General features: G+C 62.3%; 14 protein-coding genes. 7 read left to right on the top strand and 7 right to left on the bottom strand.

Annotated elements, in window-relative coordinates:
* Positions 1-84 precede the first annotated feature (84 nt).
* The 3 genes from M2360_RS10275 to M2360_RS10285 all read left to right on the top strand — a co-directional run bounded on the left by M2360_RS10275 (position 85) and on the right by M2360_RS10285 (position 2,988).
* A complete protein-coding gene (locus tag M2360_RS10275; protein ID WP_280775006.1) occupies positions 85-333 on the top strand; it encodes a hypothetical protein in 249 nt (82 codons plus the stop codon).
* Between the two features lie 129 nt (positions 334-462).
* Positions 463-1,227, top strand: coding sequence for an EAL domain-containing protein (locus M2360_RS10280; protein ID WP_280775008.1), 765 nt, complete (start codon positions 463-465; stop codon positions 1,225-1,227).
* Between the two features lie 99 nt (positions 1,228-1,326).
* Complete coding sequence (locus M2360_RS10285) at positions 1,327-2,988, top strand: SulP family inorganic anion transporter (protein ID WP_280775010.1); 1,662 nt, start codon at positions 1,327-1,329, stop codon at positions 2,986-2,988.
* 7 nt (positions 2,989-2,995) lie between these two features.
* Here the strand turns inward: M2360_RS10285 and M2360_RS10290 are convergent, their stop codons facing one another.
* From M2360_RS10290 to recA, 3 genes are all read right to left on the bottom strand, one after another.
* Complete coding sequence (locus M2360_RS10290) at positions 2,996-4,258, bottom strand: GGDEF domain-containing protein (protein WP_280775012.1); 1,263 nt, start codon at positions 4,256-4,258, stop codon at positions 2,996-2,998.
* 143 nt (positions 4,259-4,401) lie between these two features.
* Entirely contained in the window at positions 4,402-7,056 is a 2,655-nt protein-coding gene (gene alaS, locus M2360_RS10295) for an alanine--tRNA ligase (RefSeq protein WP_280775014.1), read from the bottom strand.
* A 148-nt stretch (positions 7,057-7,204) separates the two neighbouring features.
* The gene (recA, locus tag M2360_RS10300) at positions 7,205-8,293 is read right to left on the bottom strand and encodes a recombinase RecA (protein ID WP_280775018.1); all 1,089 of its coding nucleotides are present in this window, start codon (positions 8,291-8,293) and stop codon (positions 7,205-7,207) included.
* Between the two features lie 222 nt (positions 8,294-8,515).
* Here recA and M2360_RS10305 point away from each other — a divergent pair, with 222 nt between their 5' ends.
* From M2360_RS10305 to M2360_RS10315, 3 genes are all read left to right on the top strand, one after another.
* The gene (locus M2360_RS10305; RefSeq protein WP_280775020.1) at positions 8,516-9,457 is read left to right on the top strand and encodes a carbohydrate kinase family protein; all 942 of its coding nucleotides are present in this window, start codon (positions 8,516-8,518) and stop codon (positions 9,455-9,457) included.
* A 30-nt stretch (positions 9,458-9,487) separates the two neighbouring features.
* Positions 9,488-10,405, top strand: a complete 918-nt coding sequence (locus tag M2360_RS10310; protein ID WP_280775021.1) for a pseudouridine-5'-phosphate glycosidase — start codon at positions 9,488-9,490, stop codon at positions 10,403-10,405.
* A gap of 151 nt (positions 10,406-10,556) precedes the next feature.
* Positions 10,557-10,988 (top strand): VOC family protein, encoded by a 432-nt coding sequence (locus M2360_RS10315; protein WP_280775023.1) that lies wholly within the window; start codon positions 10,557-10,559, stop codon positions 10,986-10,988.
* A 13-nt stretch (positions 10,989-11,001) separates the two neighbouring features.
* Here the strand turns inward: M2360_RS10315 and M2360_RS10320 are convergent, their stop codons facing one another.
* Positions 11,002-11,319: a hypothetical protein gene (locus M2360_RS10320; RefSeq protein WP_280775025.1), complete on the bottom strand. Its 318-nt coding sequence runs from the start codon at positions 11,317-11,319 to the stop codon at positions 11,002-11,004.
* Positions 11,320-11,384: 65 nt separating this feature from the next.
* Here M2360_RS10320 and M2360_RS10325 point away from each other — a divergent pair, with 65 nt between their 5' ends.
* Positions 11,385-11,813, top strand: a complete 429-nt coding sequence (locus M2360_RS10325; protein WP_280775027.1) for a CoA-binding protein — start codon at positions 11,385-11,387, stop codon at positions 11,811-11,813.
* Positions 11,814-11,835: 22 nt separating this feature from the next.
* Here M2360_RS10325 and M2360_RS10330 read toward each other — a convergent pair whose 3' ends face one another.
* The 3 genes from M2360_RS10330 to M2360_RS10340 all read right to left on the bottom strand — a co-directional run bounded on the left by M2360_RS10330 (position 11,836) and on the right by M2360_RS10340 (position 14,549).
* Positions 11,836-12,258 carry a DUF6455 family protein gene (locus tag M2360_RS10330; protein WP_280775029.1) on the bottom strand — a complete coding sequence of 141 codons (423 nt, stop codon included), beginning with the start codon at positions 12,256-12,258 and terminating at the stop codon, positions 11,836-11,838.
* Between the two features lie 97 nt (positions 12,259-12,355).
* A complete protein-coding gene (locus M2360_RS10335) occupies positions 12,356-13,309 on the bottom strand; it encodes a TIM barrel protein (protein WP_280775236.1) in 954 nt (317 codons plus the stop codon).
* Positions 13,310-13,403: 94 nt separating this feature from the next.
* Entirely contained in the window at positions 13,404-14,549 is a 1,146-nt protein-coding gene (locus M2360_RS10340) for a flagellar biosynthetic protein FliO (protein ID WP_280775030.1), read from the bottom strand.
* Positions 14,550-14,758: the final 209 nt, after the last annotated feature.

A 14,758-nucleotide genomic window follows, 5' to 3' on the forward strand; every position in this document is an offset into this window, starting at 1 on the left:
CTCGGCTTTGTCCGCCGATATGCGCCGTCCGCTGTCCGCGCCCCATTGCGAGGACCCCCGCGCGGAGCGGCGGGCTGATGAACCATGATTGCAAGACAACCCCTGGACGAAAGCAACATCGATCGGATTGCCGCAGCGCTGATCGAAAAGCACCATCCCCTGCGCATCATTCTGGCCGTGTGGCTGGCGGCGCGCGAGCGGCGCAGACGCAAAAACGCCGTCGATATCGCGCTCATGAACCTGAGCGACAGGATGCGGCGCGACATGGGCCTGCCGGAAGAGGCTTCCGATCCCCGCGGCGCGCCGATCGACATCTTCAAGATCAAGATATGAACCACAGATTCGGCGCGTTCCGCTCTGGCGGCGCGCGCCGAATACACGACGCAGACGAAACCTTAACAACGTTCATGCTTTATTAGGCCCGCGCCGACGCTGATGGCCGTGCGGATTTAGAGGAAGAGAATGAACGACAAGACACAGTGCTCGGCCTGCGCCAGCGGTGCGAATTTTCCAATCGCCATCACCATGGCCTTCCAGCCGATCGTGGATACCGGCGCCGGTCGTGTTTTCGCGCATGAAGCGCTGGTGCGCGGCGAAAGCGGCGAAAGCGCCGGCGTTGTCCTGTCCAGCTTGAACGACGACAATCGCTACGCCTTCGACCAGCTCTGCCGCGTCAAGGCGATTGATCTCGCCGCAGGTCTTGGCCTTGCGAATACCGGCGCGCTGCTGTCGATCAACTTTCTGCCCAACGCCGTCTACGAACCCTCGGCCTGCATCCGGCAAACGCTGGCGGCGGCGAAGCGGGCGACCTTCCCGATCGAAAACATCATTTTCGAGTTCACCGAAGCGGAGCGCCTCGACACCGGCCATCTGCTCAACATTCTCAACGCCTATCGCGCCATGGGCTTCAAGACGGCGATCGACGATTTCGGCGCAGGCTTTGCCGGCCTGGGGCTTCTTGCCGAGTTTCAGCCCGATATCGTCAAACTCGACATGGATCTGATCCGCGGAATCGACAAGGACGGCCAGCGGCGCAAGATCGTCTCCCACACGCTCGCCATGCTGCGCGATCTCGGCGTGACGCCGGTCTGCGAAGGCGTCGAGACTGTAGAAGAGTATCGGGTGCTGGCTGATCTTGGCGTGACGCTGATGCAGGGCTATTTCTTCTCCAAGCCGTCGCTCGCGGCGCTTTCCACCCCGGATGTGCCGCGCTTGCGGATGAATTGACGCGTCTCCCGCGCCCAAACTTGATCTTCGTCATTGCCGCAGCCCATTCAGCAGGCGCACAGTCTCAACCGTTCGGAATGGCGCGGGGAGACGGTGGACATGCGGACGGATGGTGAAGTTTTCGCCCCCAAACTATGGAGCATGTTTCAGGAGGGCTATGGCGTCGACCGGTTGCGCGCCGACCTGATCGCGGGCCTTACGGTGGCGATCGTGGCCCTGCCGCTCTCCATGGCCATCGCCATCGCTTCGGGCGTCACGCCCGCCATGGGGCTCTATACAGCGGTGGCCGGCGGCTTTCTCGTCTCGGCTCTCTCCGGCAGTCGCCACCAGATCGGCGGTCCCGCCGGCGCCTTCATCGTGCTGGTCGCAGCCACTGCCGCGCGCCATGGCGTCGATGGCTTGATCCTCGCCACCGCCCTTTCCGGCCTGATGCTGATCGCGGCCGGCTGGCTGCGGCTTGGCGGCTTCGTCAAATACATCCCCTACCCCGTCACAATCGGCTTTACCGCCGGCATCGCGGTGATCATTTTCGCGAGCCAGGTGAAGGATCTTCTCGGCCTGACGCTGGCTGGGCCCGAACCCGGCGACATCCTCGGCAAGTTCGCAGCGTTTGGCGCCGCCAGCGACGCGGTGAATGGCGCCGCCATGGCGATCTCGCTCGGCGTCATCGCTGCGATCGCGCTCTTGAAACGTCTGGCGCCCCGCGCGCCCAATCTGCTGATTGCCGTGGCCGCCGCTACGCTGATCGGCTACGCGTTCGATCTTCCCATCGCCACTATCGGTTCGCGCTTCGGGGGCATTCCCCGCAACCTGCCTGCGCCTGCCCTGCCCAATCTGGCGCTCGACAAAATCCTCGCCGTATTGCCGGACGCCGCCTCCTTCGCCCTGCTGGGCGCCATCGAATCGCTTTTGTCGGCCGTCGTGGCGGATGGCATGACCGGACGCAGACACAGATCGAACATAGAATTGGTGGGTCAGGGCGTCGCCAATATCGGTTCGGCACTTTTTGGCGGCTTCTGCGTCACCGGCACGATCGCGCGCACCGCCACCAATGTGCGGGCCGGCGCGACAAGTCCGATCGCCGGCATGGCGCATGCGCTGTTTCTGCTTGGTTTCATGGCGATGCTCGCGCCGCTCGCCGCCTATATTCCGCTGGCGGCGCTGGCCGGAGTGCTGGCCTCCGTCGCCTGGAACATGATCGAGAAGCCTGCGGTCGTCGCGCTTCTCCGCTCTTCGCTCGGCGACGCGCTGGTGTTGACGGTCACGTTTCTGCTCGTGGTGTTCCGGGATCTGACAGAAGGAATTCTCGCCGGCTTCCTGATCGGCTCCGTGCTGTTCATTGACCGCATGAGCAAGCAGGCGCGCGTGGCGATCGCCGAACAGGGACCCAAAACGCCAGAGGATGAGGATGCGCCGCTGCCGTCAGACAATCCCGATATCATCGCCTACAGGCTGGAAGGCGTGTTCTTCTTCGGCGCGGCCGCCTCGATGGGCGCCGTGCTTGACCGTATATCCGACGGGGCGAAAATATTCATCCTCGATGTCGCCGCTGCCGCCTATATCGATTCAACCGCCGCCAATGTCATCGAAGGCATGGCGCGCAAGGCCAACAGACGCGGCGTAAGGGTGATCATCGCCGGGGCGCGCGCAGATGTGGAAGCCATTCTCCGCGCCCATCACGCGGCGCCGCCGCTGATCGCGTTTGCCCCCTCCGTCGAAGCCGCCTTTACGCTTGCCAACGCCAACCAAGGTCAGGCGTAATGGGGCGTCACGCTCTGTCGCGCGCCATCTTCGCGCGCACGGACACGCGACTGACGCGCTTCTTGCGCAAACTCACACGCGTCTGGCTGCCATCATCCTCCAGCACGGCGCGAAGCTGCATCGCCGGCGTGAAGGCGGATACCGCATTGCGTCCCTGCTCCTTGCTGACATACAGCGCGTGATCGGCGCCCGCCAGGAGATGGTCGAACAGATAGCCGACCTCTTCGGTGGCCGCCAACCCGATGCTGGTGGTGACTTTCAAGCCATTGCCGTTGAATTGGGTGGTCATGGCCTCCACGGAAGCCCGCAACCGCTCAAGATAGTCCTTAGCGCGCTGCTGATCCATATCCGGCATCAGCAAGGCGAATTCTTCGCCGCCCATGCGCCCCAACAACATGCCGGGCTCCAGCCGCTTTTCGACATGCGCGCCAAAAGCCCGCAACACGGCGTCCCCCGCCAGATGACCGAACGTGTCGTTGACCCTTTTGAAATAGTCCAGGTCTAGCACCGCCAGACAGGCGGCTTTGGGTTTGGCGGCCAGCACGGCGTTCGCATTTTCGACGAAATGCCGGCGGGTGGCGGCGCCGGTCAATCCGTCGATTTCAGCAGCGAGCCGATAGCGGCGCTCCGAACGTTCGCGCACCAGCAACACGAAGATGAAAGTGCTGAAAGCCCCTTGCACGAAGGCTTCCAGCATCATCAGCGACAACCAGCCGCCAGCGACCGGATTCATGGCCCCTTCGATCGGCAACAGATAGCAAAGAACAACCCGCACCATGAAGGTGATACAGTGGACGAAATAGACGCCGAAAGTGAACAGCGCCGACGGCAGTCGCTCTTCCTTGTGGATCGCATAGGCAAGTTGCGCGCAAAACCCGGAATAGACCGCGCCGATTGCGGAAATGACCATGGTGCGGGAATTGAAGTCGTTTCGGAATTCATCGGAGGCGCAGCAGACGACCACCCAAATCAACGCGCCCACCGGCACGAAGGCCGGACGCACTGGATGGCCGTGGAATTGAGCAAAGCCGGCCCAGACAAAGCCATAACCAAGAATAATGGCGGCATTTCCGAGAACGATGGAGAACCAGAACGTGCTTTCCCAGGCGCGAAACATCAACAGGAAGCAGCCGACGCAGACGCACCACATCGCCGCGCACCACCAGACGAGCGCTTTTTCGCGCCGTTCATAAAACAGCGCGTAAGTCAGGATAATCGACACCGACAAAGTCATCAGGCCGGTGCAGAGCATCATTGTTGGCAGGTTCAACAAAGGCGGAGCCTCTTTGGTTGATCTCTGCCGCTAGCTAGATCCAAAAGCCTTAAAAAACGGGGAATTTTCCGCATCGCCGCAAAAGCAATGGGGCCGACGCATTGCACCGGCCCCTTATTCGCCAAGAATGGTTAATCAATTCATGCGAGCGCGGCCGCCACGGCCTCCAACGCCGCCTCGGCCTTATCGCCATCCGGGCCGCCAGCCTGCGCCATATCGGCACGGCCGCCGCCGCCTTTGCCGCCCAACGCCTGGGAGGCGACGCGCACCAGATCGACTGCACTGAAACGGGACACCATGTCCTCGGTCACCGCCACGACGGCGCTCGCCTTGCCGTCTTCAGAGACGCCGATGAACACGACGACGCCGGATCCGGCCGTCTTCTTGCCTTCGTCGGCGAGGCTCTTGAGATCCTTCGGTTCGACGCCGGTGACGACCCGTCCGAGGAACTTGACGCCGTTGACCTCGCGCAGGCCATCGCCGCCGCCCGCTCCACCGCCAAGGGCAAGCTTCTTCTTGGCGTCGGAGAGCTCGCGCTCCAGTTTTTTGCGCTCGTCCATCAGCTGTTCGATTCGAGCGATGATATCGTCCGGCTGGGTTTTCAGCACGCCGGCGATCTGCTTGACCCGCTCATCCTGCTGCGACAGGTAATCACGCGCCGCCTCGCCGGTGAGCGCCTCGATACGACGCACGCCTGCGCCGACGGCGGTGTCAGAGAGAATGCGGATCAGGCCGATGTCGCCGGTTTCGCGCACATGCGTGCCGCCGCAAAGTTCAACCGAATAAGGCTTGCCCGCCTTTTCACCGCGCTTGGCAGTGCCCATGGCGACGACGCGAACTTCCTCGCCATACTTTTCGCCGAACAGCGCCATCGCGCCCTCGGCAATGGCGTCGTCCACGCTCATCAGACGGGTGGTAACCGGCGCGTTTTGCACGACGATCTCATTGGCCATCGTCTCGACGACGCGAATTTCTTCGGCGCTCATCGGCTTGGGATGCGAAACGTCGAAACGCAGGCGCTCGGGCGCGACCAGCGAGCCCTTCTGCGCCACATGCGTGCCCAACACCTCGCGCAGCGCCTCATGGATGAGGTGGGTGGCGGAATGGTTGGAGCGCAGCCGGCCGCGGCGGGCATGATCCACTTCAAGCACAACTGCAGCGCCGGGCTTCAAGACGCCGCTTTCAATCGTGGCGTAATGAACGAACAGCCCGTCGCCCTTCTTCAGCGTCTCGGAAACAACAGCCTTGCCGCCTTCGAAGATGATTTCGCCGGCATCGCCCATCTGGCCGCCGGATTCGCCATAAAACGGCGTCTGGTTGACAACGATCTGCACGCTTTCGCCTGCAGAGGCCGCCTCGATGCGAGCGCCATCGCGCACCAGCGCCTGAACCACGCCTTCGGCGCGCTCGGCGTCATAGCCGAGGAATTCAGTCGCGCCCATTTCTTCCTTGATTTCGAACCACACGGTTTCGGTGGCCAGATCACCGGATCCAGACCAGTTGGCGCGCGCTTCCGCTTTCTGCCGCGCCATGGCCTTTGAGAAACCGTCTGTGTCGACGCCGATATTCTTCTGGCGCAATGCGTCCTGGGTCAGGTCGAGCGGGAAACCATAGGTGTCGTAGAGTTTGAACGCGGTCTCGCCATCGAGCTCCGAACCATCGCCCAGACCGGACACCGCGTCGTTGAGCAGGCCGAGGCCACGCTCCAGCGTCTTGCGGAAACGGGTTTCTTCAAGCTTCAACGTCTCGGTGATCAGCGCCTCGGCGCGGACGAGCTCCGGATAGGCGGCGCCCATTTCCTTCACCAGCGCCGGAACGAGCTTGTACATCAAGGGATCACGGGCGCCGAGCAACTGGCCGTGACGCATGGCGCGGCGCATGATGCGGCGGAGCACATAGCCGCGGCCTTCGTTCATCGGCAGCACGCCGTCGGCGATCAGGAAGGCGGTGGAGCGCAGGTGATCTGCGATCACGCGATGGCTGGCGCGGCGCTCATCCTTGTCATCGGTCCCCGTCGCCTGCATCGAGGCCTCGATCAGCGCGCGGAACAGATCTGTGTCGTAATTGTCGTGCTTGCCCTGCAGCAGCGCGGAGATGCGCTCGAGGCCCATGCCGGTGTCGATCGACGGACGCGGAAGATTGACGCGCTCTTCCTTGGTCACCTGCTCATATTGCATGAAGACGAGATTCCAGATCTCGATGAAACGGTCGCCGTCTTCATCGGCGGAGCCGGGAGGGCCGCCCCAGATATGGTCGCCATGGTCATAGAAGATTTCCGAGCACGGACCGCAGGGGCCGGTATCGCCCATCGCCCAGAAATTGTCGGAGGTGGGAATGCGGATGATGCGATCATCCGACAGACCGGCGATCTTCTTCCACAAGCCGAAGGCTTCGTCGTCGGTGTGGTAGACCGTGACCAGCAGGCGTTTGGCGTCGATGCCATATTCCTTGGTGATCAGGTTCCAGGCGAGCTCGATGGCGCGCTCCTTGAAATAGTCGCCAAACGAAAAATTGCCGAGCATTTCAAAGAAGGTGTGGTGGCGGGCGGTGTAGCCGACATTGTCGAGGTCGTTGTGCTTGCCGCCGGCGCGCACGCATTTCTGCGCGGTTGCCGCCGTCGAATAAGGGCGCGATTCCAGGCCGGTGAAGACGTTCTTGAACTGCACCATGCCGGCATTGGTGAACATCAGCGTCGGATCGTTGCGGGGCACCAGCGGAGACGACGACACGATTTCGTGGCCGTTCCTGCGGAAATAATCCAGAAATGCGGAGCGGATTTCGTTCACGCCACTCATTTTATGCCCTTTGCGCTTGTATGCCCGGTCTTGCCGGCCGATTTTTGGTCACCGGCTTTTATCGCCCGACCTAGCTCATGTCCAGAAAAACAAGACCGGCGCCGGGAGATGTCCCGACGCCGGTCGACGAATTGAAAAACTTGGACGATCAGGCTTCCAGCGCGTCGTCGCTCTCGCCCGGCTCCGGCCCGCCATTCTCCAGGAAACGGTCGGCGATCAACCCGGCATTCTGACGCAAAGACAGCTCGATTTCGCGGGCGAGATCGGGATTGTCGCGCAGGAAACCCTTGGCGTTTTCACGGCCCTGGCCGAGACGTTGGCTGTTATAGGAGAACCAGGCGCCCGACTTTTCGACAATGCCGGCCTTGACGCCGAGATCGACCAGTTCGCCGGTCTTGGACACGCCTTCGCCATACATGATGTCGAATTCGACCTGCTTGAAGGGCGGGGCCATCTTATTCTTGACCACCTTGACGCGGGTCTGGTTGCCGACGACCTCGTCGCGCTCCTTAACCGAGCCAATGCGCCTGATGTCGAGGCGCACGGAGGCGTAGAATTTCAGCGCATTGCCGCCGGTGGTGGTTTCGGGCGAGCCGAACATCACGCCGATCTTCATGCGGATCTGGTTGATGAAGATGACCATGCAGTTCGAGCGCGAGATCGAGGCGGTCAGCTTGCGCAGCGCCTGGCTCATCAGACGGGCCTGCAGACCTGGCAGGCTATCGCCCATTTCACCTTCGATTTCCGCACGCGGCGTCAGCGCCGCGACCGAGTCGACCACCAGCACGTCGATCGCGCCCGAGCGCACCAGCGTGTCGGTGATTTCCAGCGCCTGTTCGCCGGTGTCGGGTTGCGAAATCAGCAGGTTTTCGAGATCGACGCCCAGTTTGCGGGCATAGACGGGATCGAGCGCATGCTCGGCGTCGACGAAGGCGCAAATGCCGCCCTTTTTCTGCGCTTCAGCAATAGTCTGCAGCGCCAGCGTCGTCTTACCAGAGCTTTCCGGCCCATAGATCTCGACGATGCGGCCCTTGGGAAGACCGCCAATGCCAAGCGCGATATCAAGGCTCAGCGAGCCTGTGGACACGGTTTCGATCTCGACGACATTTTCGTTCGAGCCCAGGCGCATGATCGAGCCCTTGCCGAAGGCTCGCTCGATCTGGGACAGGGCCGCGTCCAGTGCCTTGCTTTTATCCACTGATTTTTCCTCTACGAGTCGCAATGTGTTCTGGGCCATGTCATCCACCTTTAGGTTATCCGGGCTGGCGAAGCAATGCAGTGTATGTACACGCTTTGTTCTATATATTCAAGATGGCGTCAACCACCTGAAGAAAAATAGTTTTTACACCTGTGTTCTTTTTTTGTTTTCACGGGATTTATCAAGGGCTTCCCGCAGATGTCGCGCTTGCGGCGAGGCCAGCCTCCCGGCTAAGATGATTCGAAAAACAAGGTGATGCGGATGACTTCCATTCTGGCGCTGGGCGGCGCCCATATCGATCGGCGGGGCCGGATTTCAGGCGATACCGCGCCTGGCGCGTCCAATCCCGGCTCCTGGCGGCAAGAGGCCGGCGGCGGCGTATTCAATGCGGCGCGCAACCTCGCGAGACTCGGCCATCAGGTGACGCTGATCTCGCCGCGCGGCGGCGATGCGGAAGGCGACGCCGTGGCGATTGCGGCGGAAGCCGCCGGCGTCATCGACCGCCCCTTCACCTTTCTCGACCGGCGCACGCCGAGTTATACCGCCATTTTGGAGCGCGACGGCAATCTGGTGATCGCGATGGCTGATATGGAGCTTTACCGACTGTTTTCGCCGCGCCGCCTGTCGGTTCGGGCAGTGCGCGACGCATTTCAAGCCGCCGACGCTGTCATCACCGACGCCAACCTGCCGGAGGAGACGCTGGATGTCATCGCCGCAACAGGAAAACGGCTCGGAAAGCCGGTAGCGGCGATCGGCATTTCGCCGGCTAAAGTCCTCCGCTTATCAAATGCGCTCGCCGATCTCGATTTTTTGTTCATGAACGAGGCCGAAGCCAAAGCCCTGTCAGGCCATGAGATCGACGATTTCAGGCGTTGGCCGGAGGTGATGACCGCGCTTGGGCTCAAGGGTGGCGCGATCACCCGCGGCGGGCAGGAGGCGGTGGCCTGGATGGGTGGAAGGAACGCCTGTCTTGCGCCCCCCGCCCTAGTCTCGATCGGCGATGTGACAGGCGCGGGCGATGGTTTCGCGGCGGGTTTCCTTGACGCCGCACTCTCAGGGGCTGCCCTGGAGAACTGCCTCAAATCCGCGACCGCATCGGCGCGCATCGCGCTCGAAAGCGAGATGGCGGCCTCCGAACAATTGAGCAGGGCGTTGCTCGCCTCCACCCTCGCCCTTGTGCCGGAAGCGGAAATATTGTTGTAACTCCCTTTTAGAAACCAGTCAGGAACGCCCATGTCCAGCCACAAGCTCCCGATCACCTATTCGGCGGAGGTCGCCGTCGCCAAGTCCGAGGGCCGGGCGCTCGTCGCGCTCGAATCCACCATCATCACCCATGGCATGCCCTATCCCGGCAATCTCGCCATGGCCCGCAGCGTCGAGGCGATCATTCGCGCTGAAGGCGCGGTTCCCGCAACCATCGCCGTTCTCAATGGCGTGCTGCATGTCGGTCTCGACGAGCAGGAACTCGAACAGCTCGCCCAGACGCCGGACGCGATGAAGCTGTCGCGCGCCGATCTGGCTTTCGCCATGGCGGAAGGCCGCACCGGCGCCACCACCGTGGCCGCCACGATGATCTCGGCGGCCGGCGCCGGCATCAAGGTGTTCGCCACCGGCGGTATCGGCGGCGTGCATCGCAAAGCCGAGGAAACATTCGATATTTCGGCGGATCTGGAAGAATTGTCCCGCACCGGCGTGATCGTCGTCTGCGCCGGCGCCAAGGCCATACTCGATGTTCCGAAGACGCTGGAAGTCCTGGAAACCAAGGGCGTTCCGGTGGTCACCTATGGGCAAGACGAATTCCCGGCCTTCTGGTCGCGCCGTTCTGGCCTCAAGAGCCCGCTGCGCCTCGACAGCCCTGCGGCGATTGCGCGCTTTCAGAAGATGCGCGACGAACTCGGCATCCATGGCGGATTGCTGATCGGCAACCCGGTGCCGGAAGAGAAGGAGATCGAGCGCGAGGAGATGGAGATCTACATCCATCGCGCACTGGAGAATGCCGACGCCGATGGCATCGCCGGCAAGGCGGTGACGCCCTATCTGCTGTCGAGCATTTTCGACATCACCGAGGGCCGCAGCCTGGAGACCAATATCGCCCTGGTGGAAAACAATGCCCGCCTCGCCGCCCGCATCGCGCTGGCGCTGAACGACTGAACGGCCCCCTTCTCACGCAGCCGCGCCAAAGTGCGGCTGCCTCGCCCACCGCACGGCCACAATCGATCAATCAGAAAAATTGAAGCTTTGTTGACGCTTTGCTGAAGCTCGCGTACAGATAAGGAACATTTCACGAACAAGCGGAGCCAGCATGTCTCTCGACCACCGGATTTCCCTTATCACCTTGGGCGTGAACGATGTCGCGCGGTCCACCGCCTTCTATGAAAAGCTCGGCTGGGCCAAGGCCGAGGCCAGCCAGGACGCCATCACTTTCATCCAGTTGAAGGGCGTGGTGCTAGCGCTGTTTTCGCGGCAATCGCTGGCCGAAGACGCCCATGTCGAGAATTCCGCGCCGGGATTTTCCGGCGTCACGCTGGCCCACAATGTCACCAGCGAACGCGGCGTCGACGCCGTCTATAAATTTGCGCTGTCCTGTGGCGCGACCTCGGTCAAGGCGCCGGAAAAAGTGTTCTGGGGCGGCTATTCCGGCTATTTCGCCGACCCGGACGGACATCTCTGGGAAGTGGCCTACAATCCTTTCGTCACGATGGACGCCGAAGGCCATCTCATCCTCGACGCCTGAGAGGAGGCAGCTCTCAGAAGCAGAATGGCTCGCCCGGATCGCAATCCGACGGCACGCAATGGCGCACGCGGCAGCGCTGCGTATCGGCGGCCGGAATACTCATTGTCTCGACCATCTGGCGGTTGCCGCAAGACGTGACATTGCTGATATAGCGATCATACAGCGTGAGCCCGGGCTTATTGCGCGAGGGATAGCGGATGATCGCCGCGCCATTCTCTGCCACGATCCTTTGCAGGCTCCGGCAGCTATGCTCAAGCGCGTTCACCCGCACCGGATCGGCCAGCGCCGATGTGGGCAAAATCAAGAGAGCGGCGACAATAGTTGCGCGCATGGTCTTTTCTCCTTCAATCCCGGCTCCTATGTCCTGACATAACGTCGACATCCGGAGGAGCGGGCATGAACCACGATTCTTACGATCCGAAAACCATCCGGGATGTGCTTGGTTCCGTAAACACGATCGCGGTGGTGGGCGCGTCCGCCAATCCGGCGCGACCCAGTTTCGGCGTCATGAGCTTCCTGATCGAGAAAGGCTACCGCGTCATTCCCGTGAACCCGGGCCATGCGGGAGGAGAAATTCTCGGACAGCCCGTTTATGCCCGCCTCGCAGACATCCCTGAGGCCATCGATATGGTCGATGTGTTCCGGGCCGCCGATCAACTGGCTGGCGTCATCGACGAGGCTCTCGCCCTCGATCCCAGACCGAAAGCCATCTGGGGCCAGTTGTCGGTGCGCGACGACATGGCCGCAGAGAAGGCGGAGTCCGAAGGCGTGACCGTGATCATGGATCGATGCCCGGCGATCGAATATCCCCGGCTGATCGGCTGATGGGCTCCGTTGCGAAGCGGGCTTATTCCGACAGCATCATCGGCTGCGCGCGCAGGGCGTTCATGACATCGGCATTTTCGCAGTAATCGCGATATTGTCCGGCGATTGAGCCGTCGGCGAGATGCGAACGACACTCGCTTTTTGAACCGCAACGGGCGCAGGCCACCTGCATTTCGCGAAAATTGCGGGGATTGAATTCGCGCACCGCGTCCGGGTCGATATTCAGCGCCTTCATCAGCGCTAGCATTTCATCCGAGCCATGCGGTCCGGCCTTGATGACGTCGACCAGCTGCAAAGCGGTCATGCCGCAGTCGCTGGCGACCTCTTCGAGATCCTCATAGCTGAGACGGCCGATCTCTTCCAGTTCAGCCGAAATCTGCATGCGGTCGCGCCACCAGGTTGCGACTGTGTCGATAACCGCATGGGCGGCAAGTGGCATGTTCATAGCGTCCCCCAATAACAAAATGTAATGGGGACGATCATCCGTCCGATTTCGGGACGGCGCATTGACATCGGTCAAGCCGCCGCCGTGGCGCGCGCAATCAGGAGCCGCGGCCCGGCCCGTAAAGCTCCTGCATGATGATCCGCTGGCTGATCGCCGCATCCTGACGCGCGATCGCGTCCGCAAGACCTGCGTGAGAACGCAGTCGCTCGGCGATGTCGAACATCATGTTGGCCGCCAGAATATTGGTGCGGCATTCCTCGACGGGATCCTGCCCGCCATGATCGGGGAAGGTGTCGAAATAGATGGCCTTGTCATAGCCGATGCGAGACAGTTCGATCAGCAGTTCGACGGTCTGCACCGGATGCACGGTTCCGATCATCAGCCCGTCGTCGCGTTTGCCATAGCCGTCATTGAGATGCACGCCGAGAATGCGGGAATGCCGCGCAGCGAGGCTCGCGGCATGCGCCGGCATCTCGTCGGCGAACAGCACATGGGCGAAATCCAGCGTCACGCCGAGATTGGCGGCGCCGGCCTCGCGGATCGCCAGCAGCGTCGTGCCGATATCCGGCATCAGCGCATAACAACGCGGCTCGTTCGGCTTGTATTCGATGGCGATATCGCAAGCGCCGTCATGGCCGCAGACTTCGACAAGGGCCGCAATCGTGTCGTCCCACATCCGGCGGTAATCGCCCTGGAAGGAATAGTCGAACCCGTCCTGGCCCATCCACAGCGTCATCAGGCTGCCGCCCATCTCGCGCGCGGCATCGATGCCGCGCTTGGTCAGGTCGATCGCCGCGCGGCGAACCGTCTTGTCGGGATGCGTGAAGGCGCCGAGTTTGAAACCGGGATCGGTGTAATAGCGCATGGCGGCGCCATTCAGGGTCATGCCGAGATCGTCCATTCGCGCTTTGAGCTCAGCGGCGGGCGTGTCGGCGAAATGATCGGGATAATTAAGGTCGGCGGCGTTGAGACCCTTCACGGTCGCGGCGCGCTCGATGAGATCGACCGTGGTGACGCGGTTCTTTCCGGGCCAATAGCGCGCGGCGTCCATCTTGAACGCGTTGAGCCGCGCCGCGAACAGTCTTGTCTTCGTGCTGGGCATATCCCCTCCCCGGACAGCGCGCCCCCGTCAGTGCTTTGCGCTGTCAGGCGGGGTCGGTCTTGTTGACGTTGATCTCTCCGAGGCGGCGGTTTACCGCCTGTTCGGCGCTGCCGCCGCCGGGCTGGCTTTGTGGCGCGCCGGGGGCGCGAGAGCCTTCGGCCAGCACGCCGCCCGCTTCGAGTTCGGCTTCGAGAAAACTGGCGAAATCCGAGGCCAGTCGATCCTGGCTGGATGACGGCGCCGGAAGGCCCGCCTGCGGGCGCGCGGCCGGCTGCGCCGGTCGCGGCGCTGGCGTAATTTGCGCCTGACGGGCGGCTTCGAGCTTGGCTGCCGCTTCCGCGCGCATTGCCTCAAGCCTCGCATCGCTCGCCGAGAAGTCCGCCCGAGGCTGTTCAATACGCCGCGCCGGCGTTTCAGCCGCCGGGCTCGATTGCAAGACGCGCCCCCGGGCCTGTTCGAGGATAGCGTCCGCCTGGCTGGCAGTGGCGGGAGCCGATATCTGCTGCGCCTTCTGCGCTTGCGCGGCGCTCATGGAGGACAAAGGAGCATTGGCGCCAGCGAAAGGTTCACGCCCCTCGTCATAGAGCATCGCGCCCATATTGGAGATGCGCGGCTCGACGGGTCTTGCGGATGGCTGTTCGGCCTGCGCAGGGCGCGACTGGGCCTGCGGCGCTGGCGGAACGGGCGGCGCAACGGCTGGCGTGGCCTTGGGCGTCTCGCGCGGTCGCTCCGCCTGAGCGGCGGGGGCCGCGACGCGTGGCGGCTCTGGCTGACGCGGCGGCTCAACGCGGCGCTGCGGCTGCGGCTGCGGCGGCGGGATCTGCGGATTGGGCCTTGGCTCTGCGGCGATCGCCACGGGCGCCGGCGCTGGGATCTGCGCGATTTCGCCTGACAAGGGGCGGCCGGGAATGATGCCGGTTTCGATGACGATATCGGTGGGACCACCGATCATGATCAGATGCTCGGTATCGTCGCGGCGAATCAGCACCAGCCGGCGCTTGGCGTCCACGGCGGCGGCGTCGAGAACATGCAGGCGATGCTCGCGAGCGCGGCCGCCCTTGATGAACAAGGGCGAATTACGCTTCTTGAGAAATATCAGAACAACAATGAATGCGACGAGTGCGATGGCGACGCCGCCAATGGCGATCACCAGTCGCGGCGCGAGATCCGGCGCCAATCCATCCAGCATCATGCTTTCCTTTTTCGTCCGAGATATGTCGACAAGAGCATATCACTAAGGGTCATTGAAGGCATTTTTCTGGCTTGGCAAGACAAATCCCATCTTATCCAACCCCGAGACGAGGCAGAACGGCGCTGGCGTCAATCAACTGATGCAATAGAGTGGTGAATTACTCCTGTGCGCGCTTTGTGGAACTGTTTCAACTTGATAAACATGAG

The organism is Rhizobium sp. SG_E_25_P2, assembly GCF_029892285.1.
In the GTDB taxonomy this organism is placed as follows: domain Bacteria; phylum Pseudomonadota; class Alphaproteobacteria; order Rhizobiales; family Rhizobiaceae; genus Rhizobium_E.

What these genes read in the sequence shown, in the direction of transcription:
- M2360_RS10305 (WP_280775020.1), top strand. Translation starts at nt 8,516, where the DNA reads ATGACTTCCATTCTGGCGCTGGGCGGCGCCCATATCGATCGGCGGGGC.
- M2360_RS10285 (WP_280775010.1), top strand. Translation starts at nt 1,327, where the DNA reads ATGCGGACGGATGGTGAAGTTTTCGCCCCCAAACTATGGAGCATGTTT.
- M2360_RS10320 (WP_280775025.1), bottom strand. Translation starts at nt 11,319, where the DNA reads ATGCGCGCAACTATTGTCGCCGCTCTCTTGATTTTGCCCACATCGGCG.
- M2360_RS10280 (WP_280775008.1), top strand. Translation starts at nt 463, where the DNA reads ATGAACGACAAGACACAGTGCTCGGCCTGCGCCAGCGGTGCGAATTTT.
- M2360_RS10335 (WP_280775236.1), bottom strand. Translation starts at nt 13,309, where the DNA reads ATGGACGCCGCGCGCTATTGGCCCGGAAAGAACCGCGTCACCACGGTC.
- M2360_RS10310 (WP_280775021.1), top strand. Translation starts at nt 9,488, where the DNA reads ATGTCCAGCCACAAGCTCCCGATCACCTATTCGGCGGAGGTCGCCGTC.
- M2360_RS10315 (WP_280775023.1), top strand. Translation starts at nt 10,557, where the DNA reads ATGTCTCTCGACCACCGGATTTCCCTTATCACCTTGGGCGTGAACGAT.
- recA (WP_280775018.1), bottom strand. Translation starts at nt 8,293, where the DNA reads ATGGCCCAGAACACATTGCGACTCGTAGAGGAAAAATCAGTGGATAAA.
- M2360_RS10275 (WP_280775006.1), top strand. Translation starts at nt 85, where the DNA reads ATGATTGCAAGACAACCCCTGGACGAAAGCAACATCGATCGGATTGCC.
- M2360_RS10340 (WP_280775030.1), bottom strand. Translation starts at nt 14,549, where the DNA reads ATGCTGGATGGATTGGCGCCGGATCTCGCGCCGCGACTGGTGATCGCC.
- M2360_RS10325 (WP_280775027.1), top strand. Translation starts at nt 11,385, where the DNA reads ATGAACCACGATTCTTACGATCCGAAAACCATCCGGGATGTGCTTGGT.
- M2360_RS10330 (WP_280775029.1), bottom strand. Translation starts at nt 12,258, where the DNA reads ATGAACATGCCACTTGCCGCCCATGCGGTTATCGACACAGTCGCAACC.
- alaS (WP_280775014.1), bottom strand. Translation starts at nt 7,056, where the DNA reads ATGAGTGGCGTGAACGAAATCCGCTCCGCATTTCTGGATTATTTCCGC.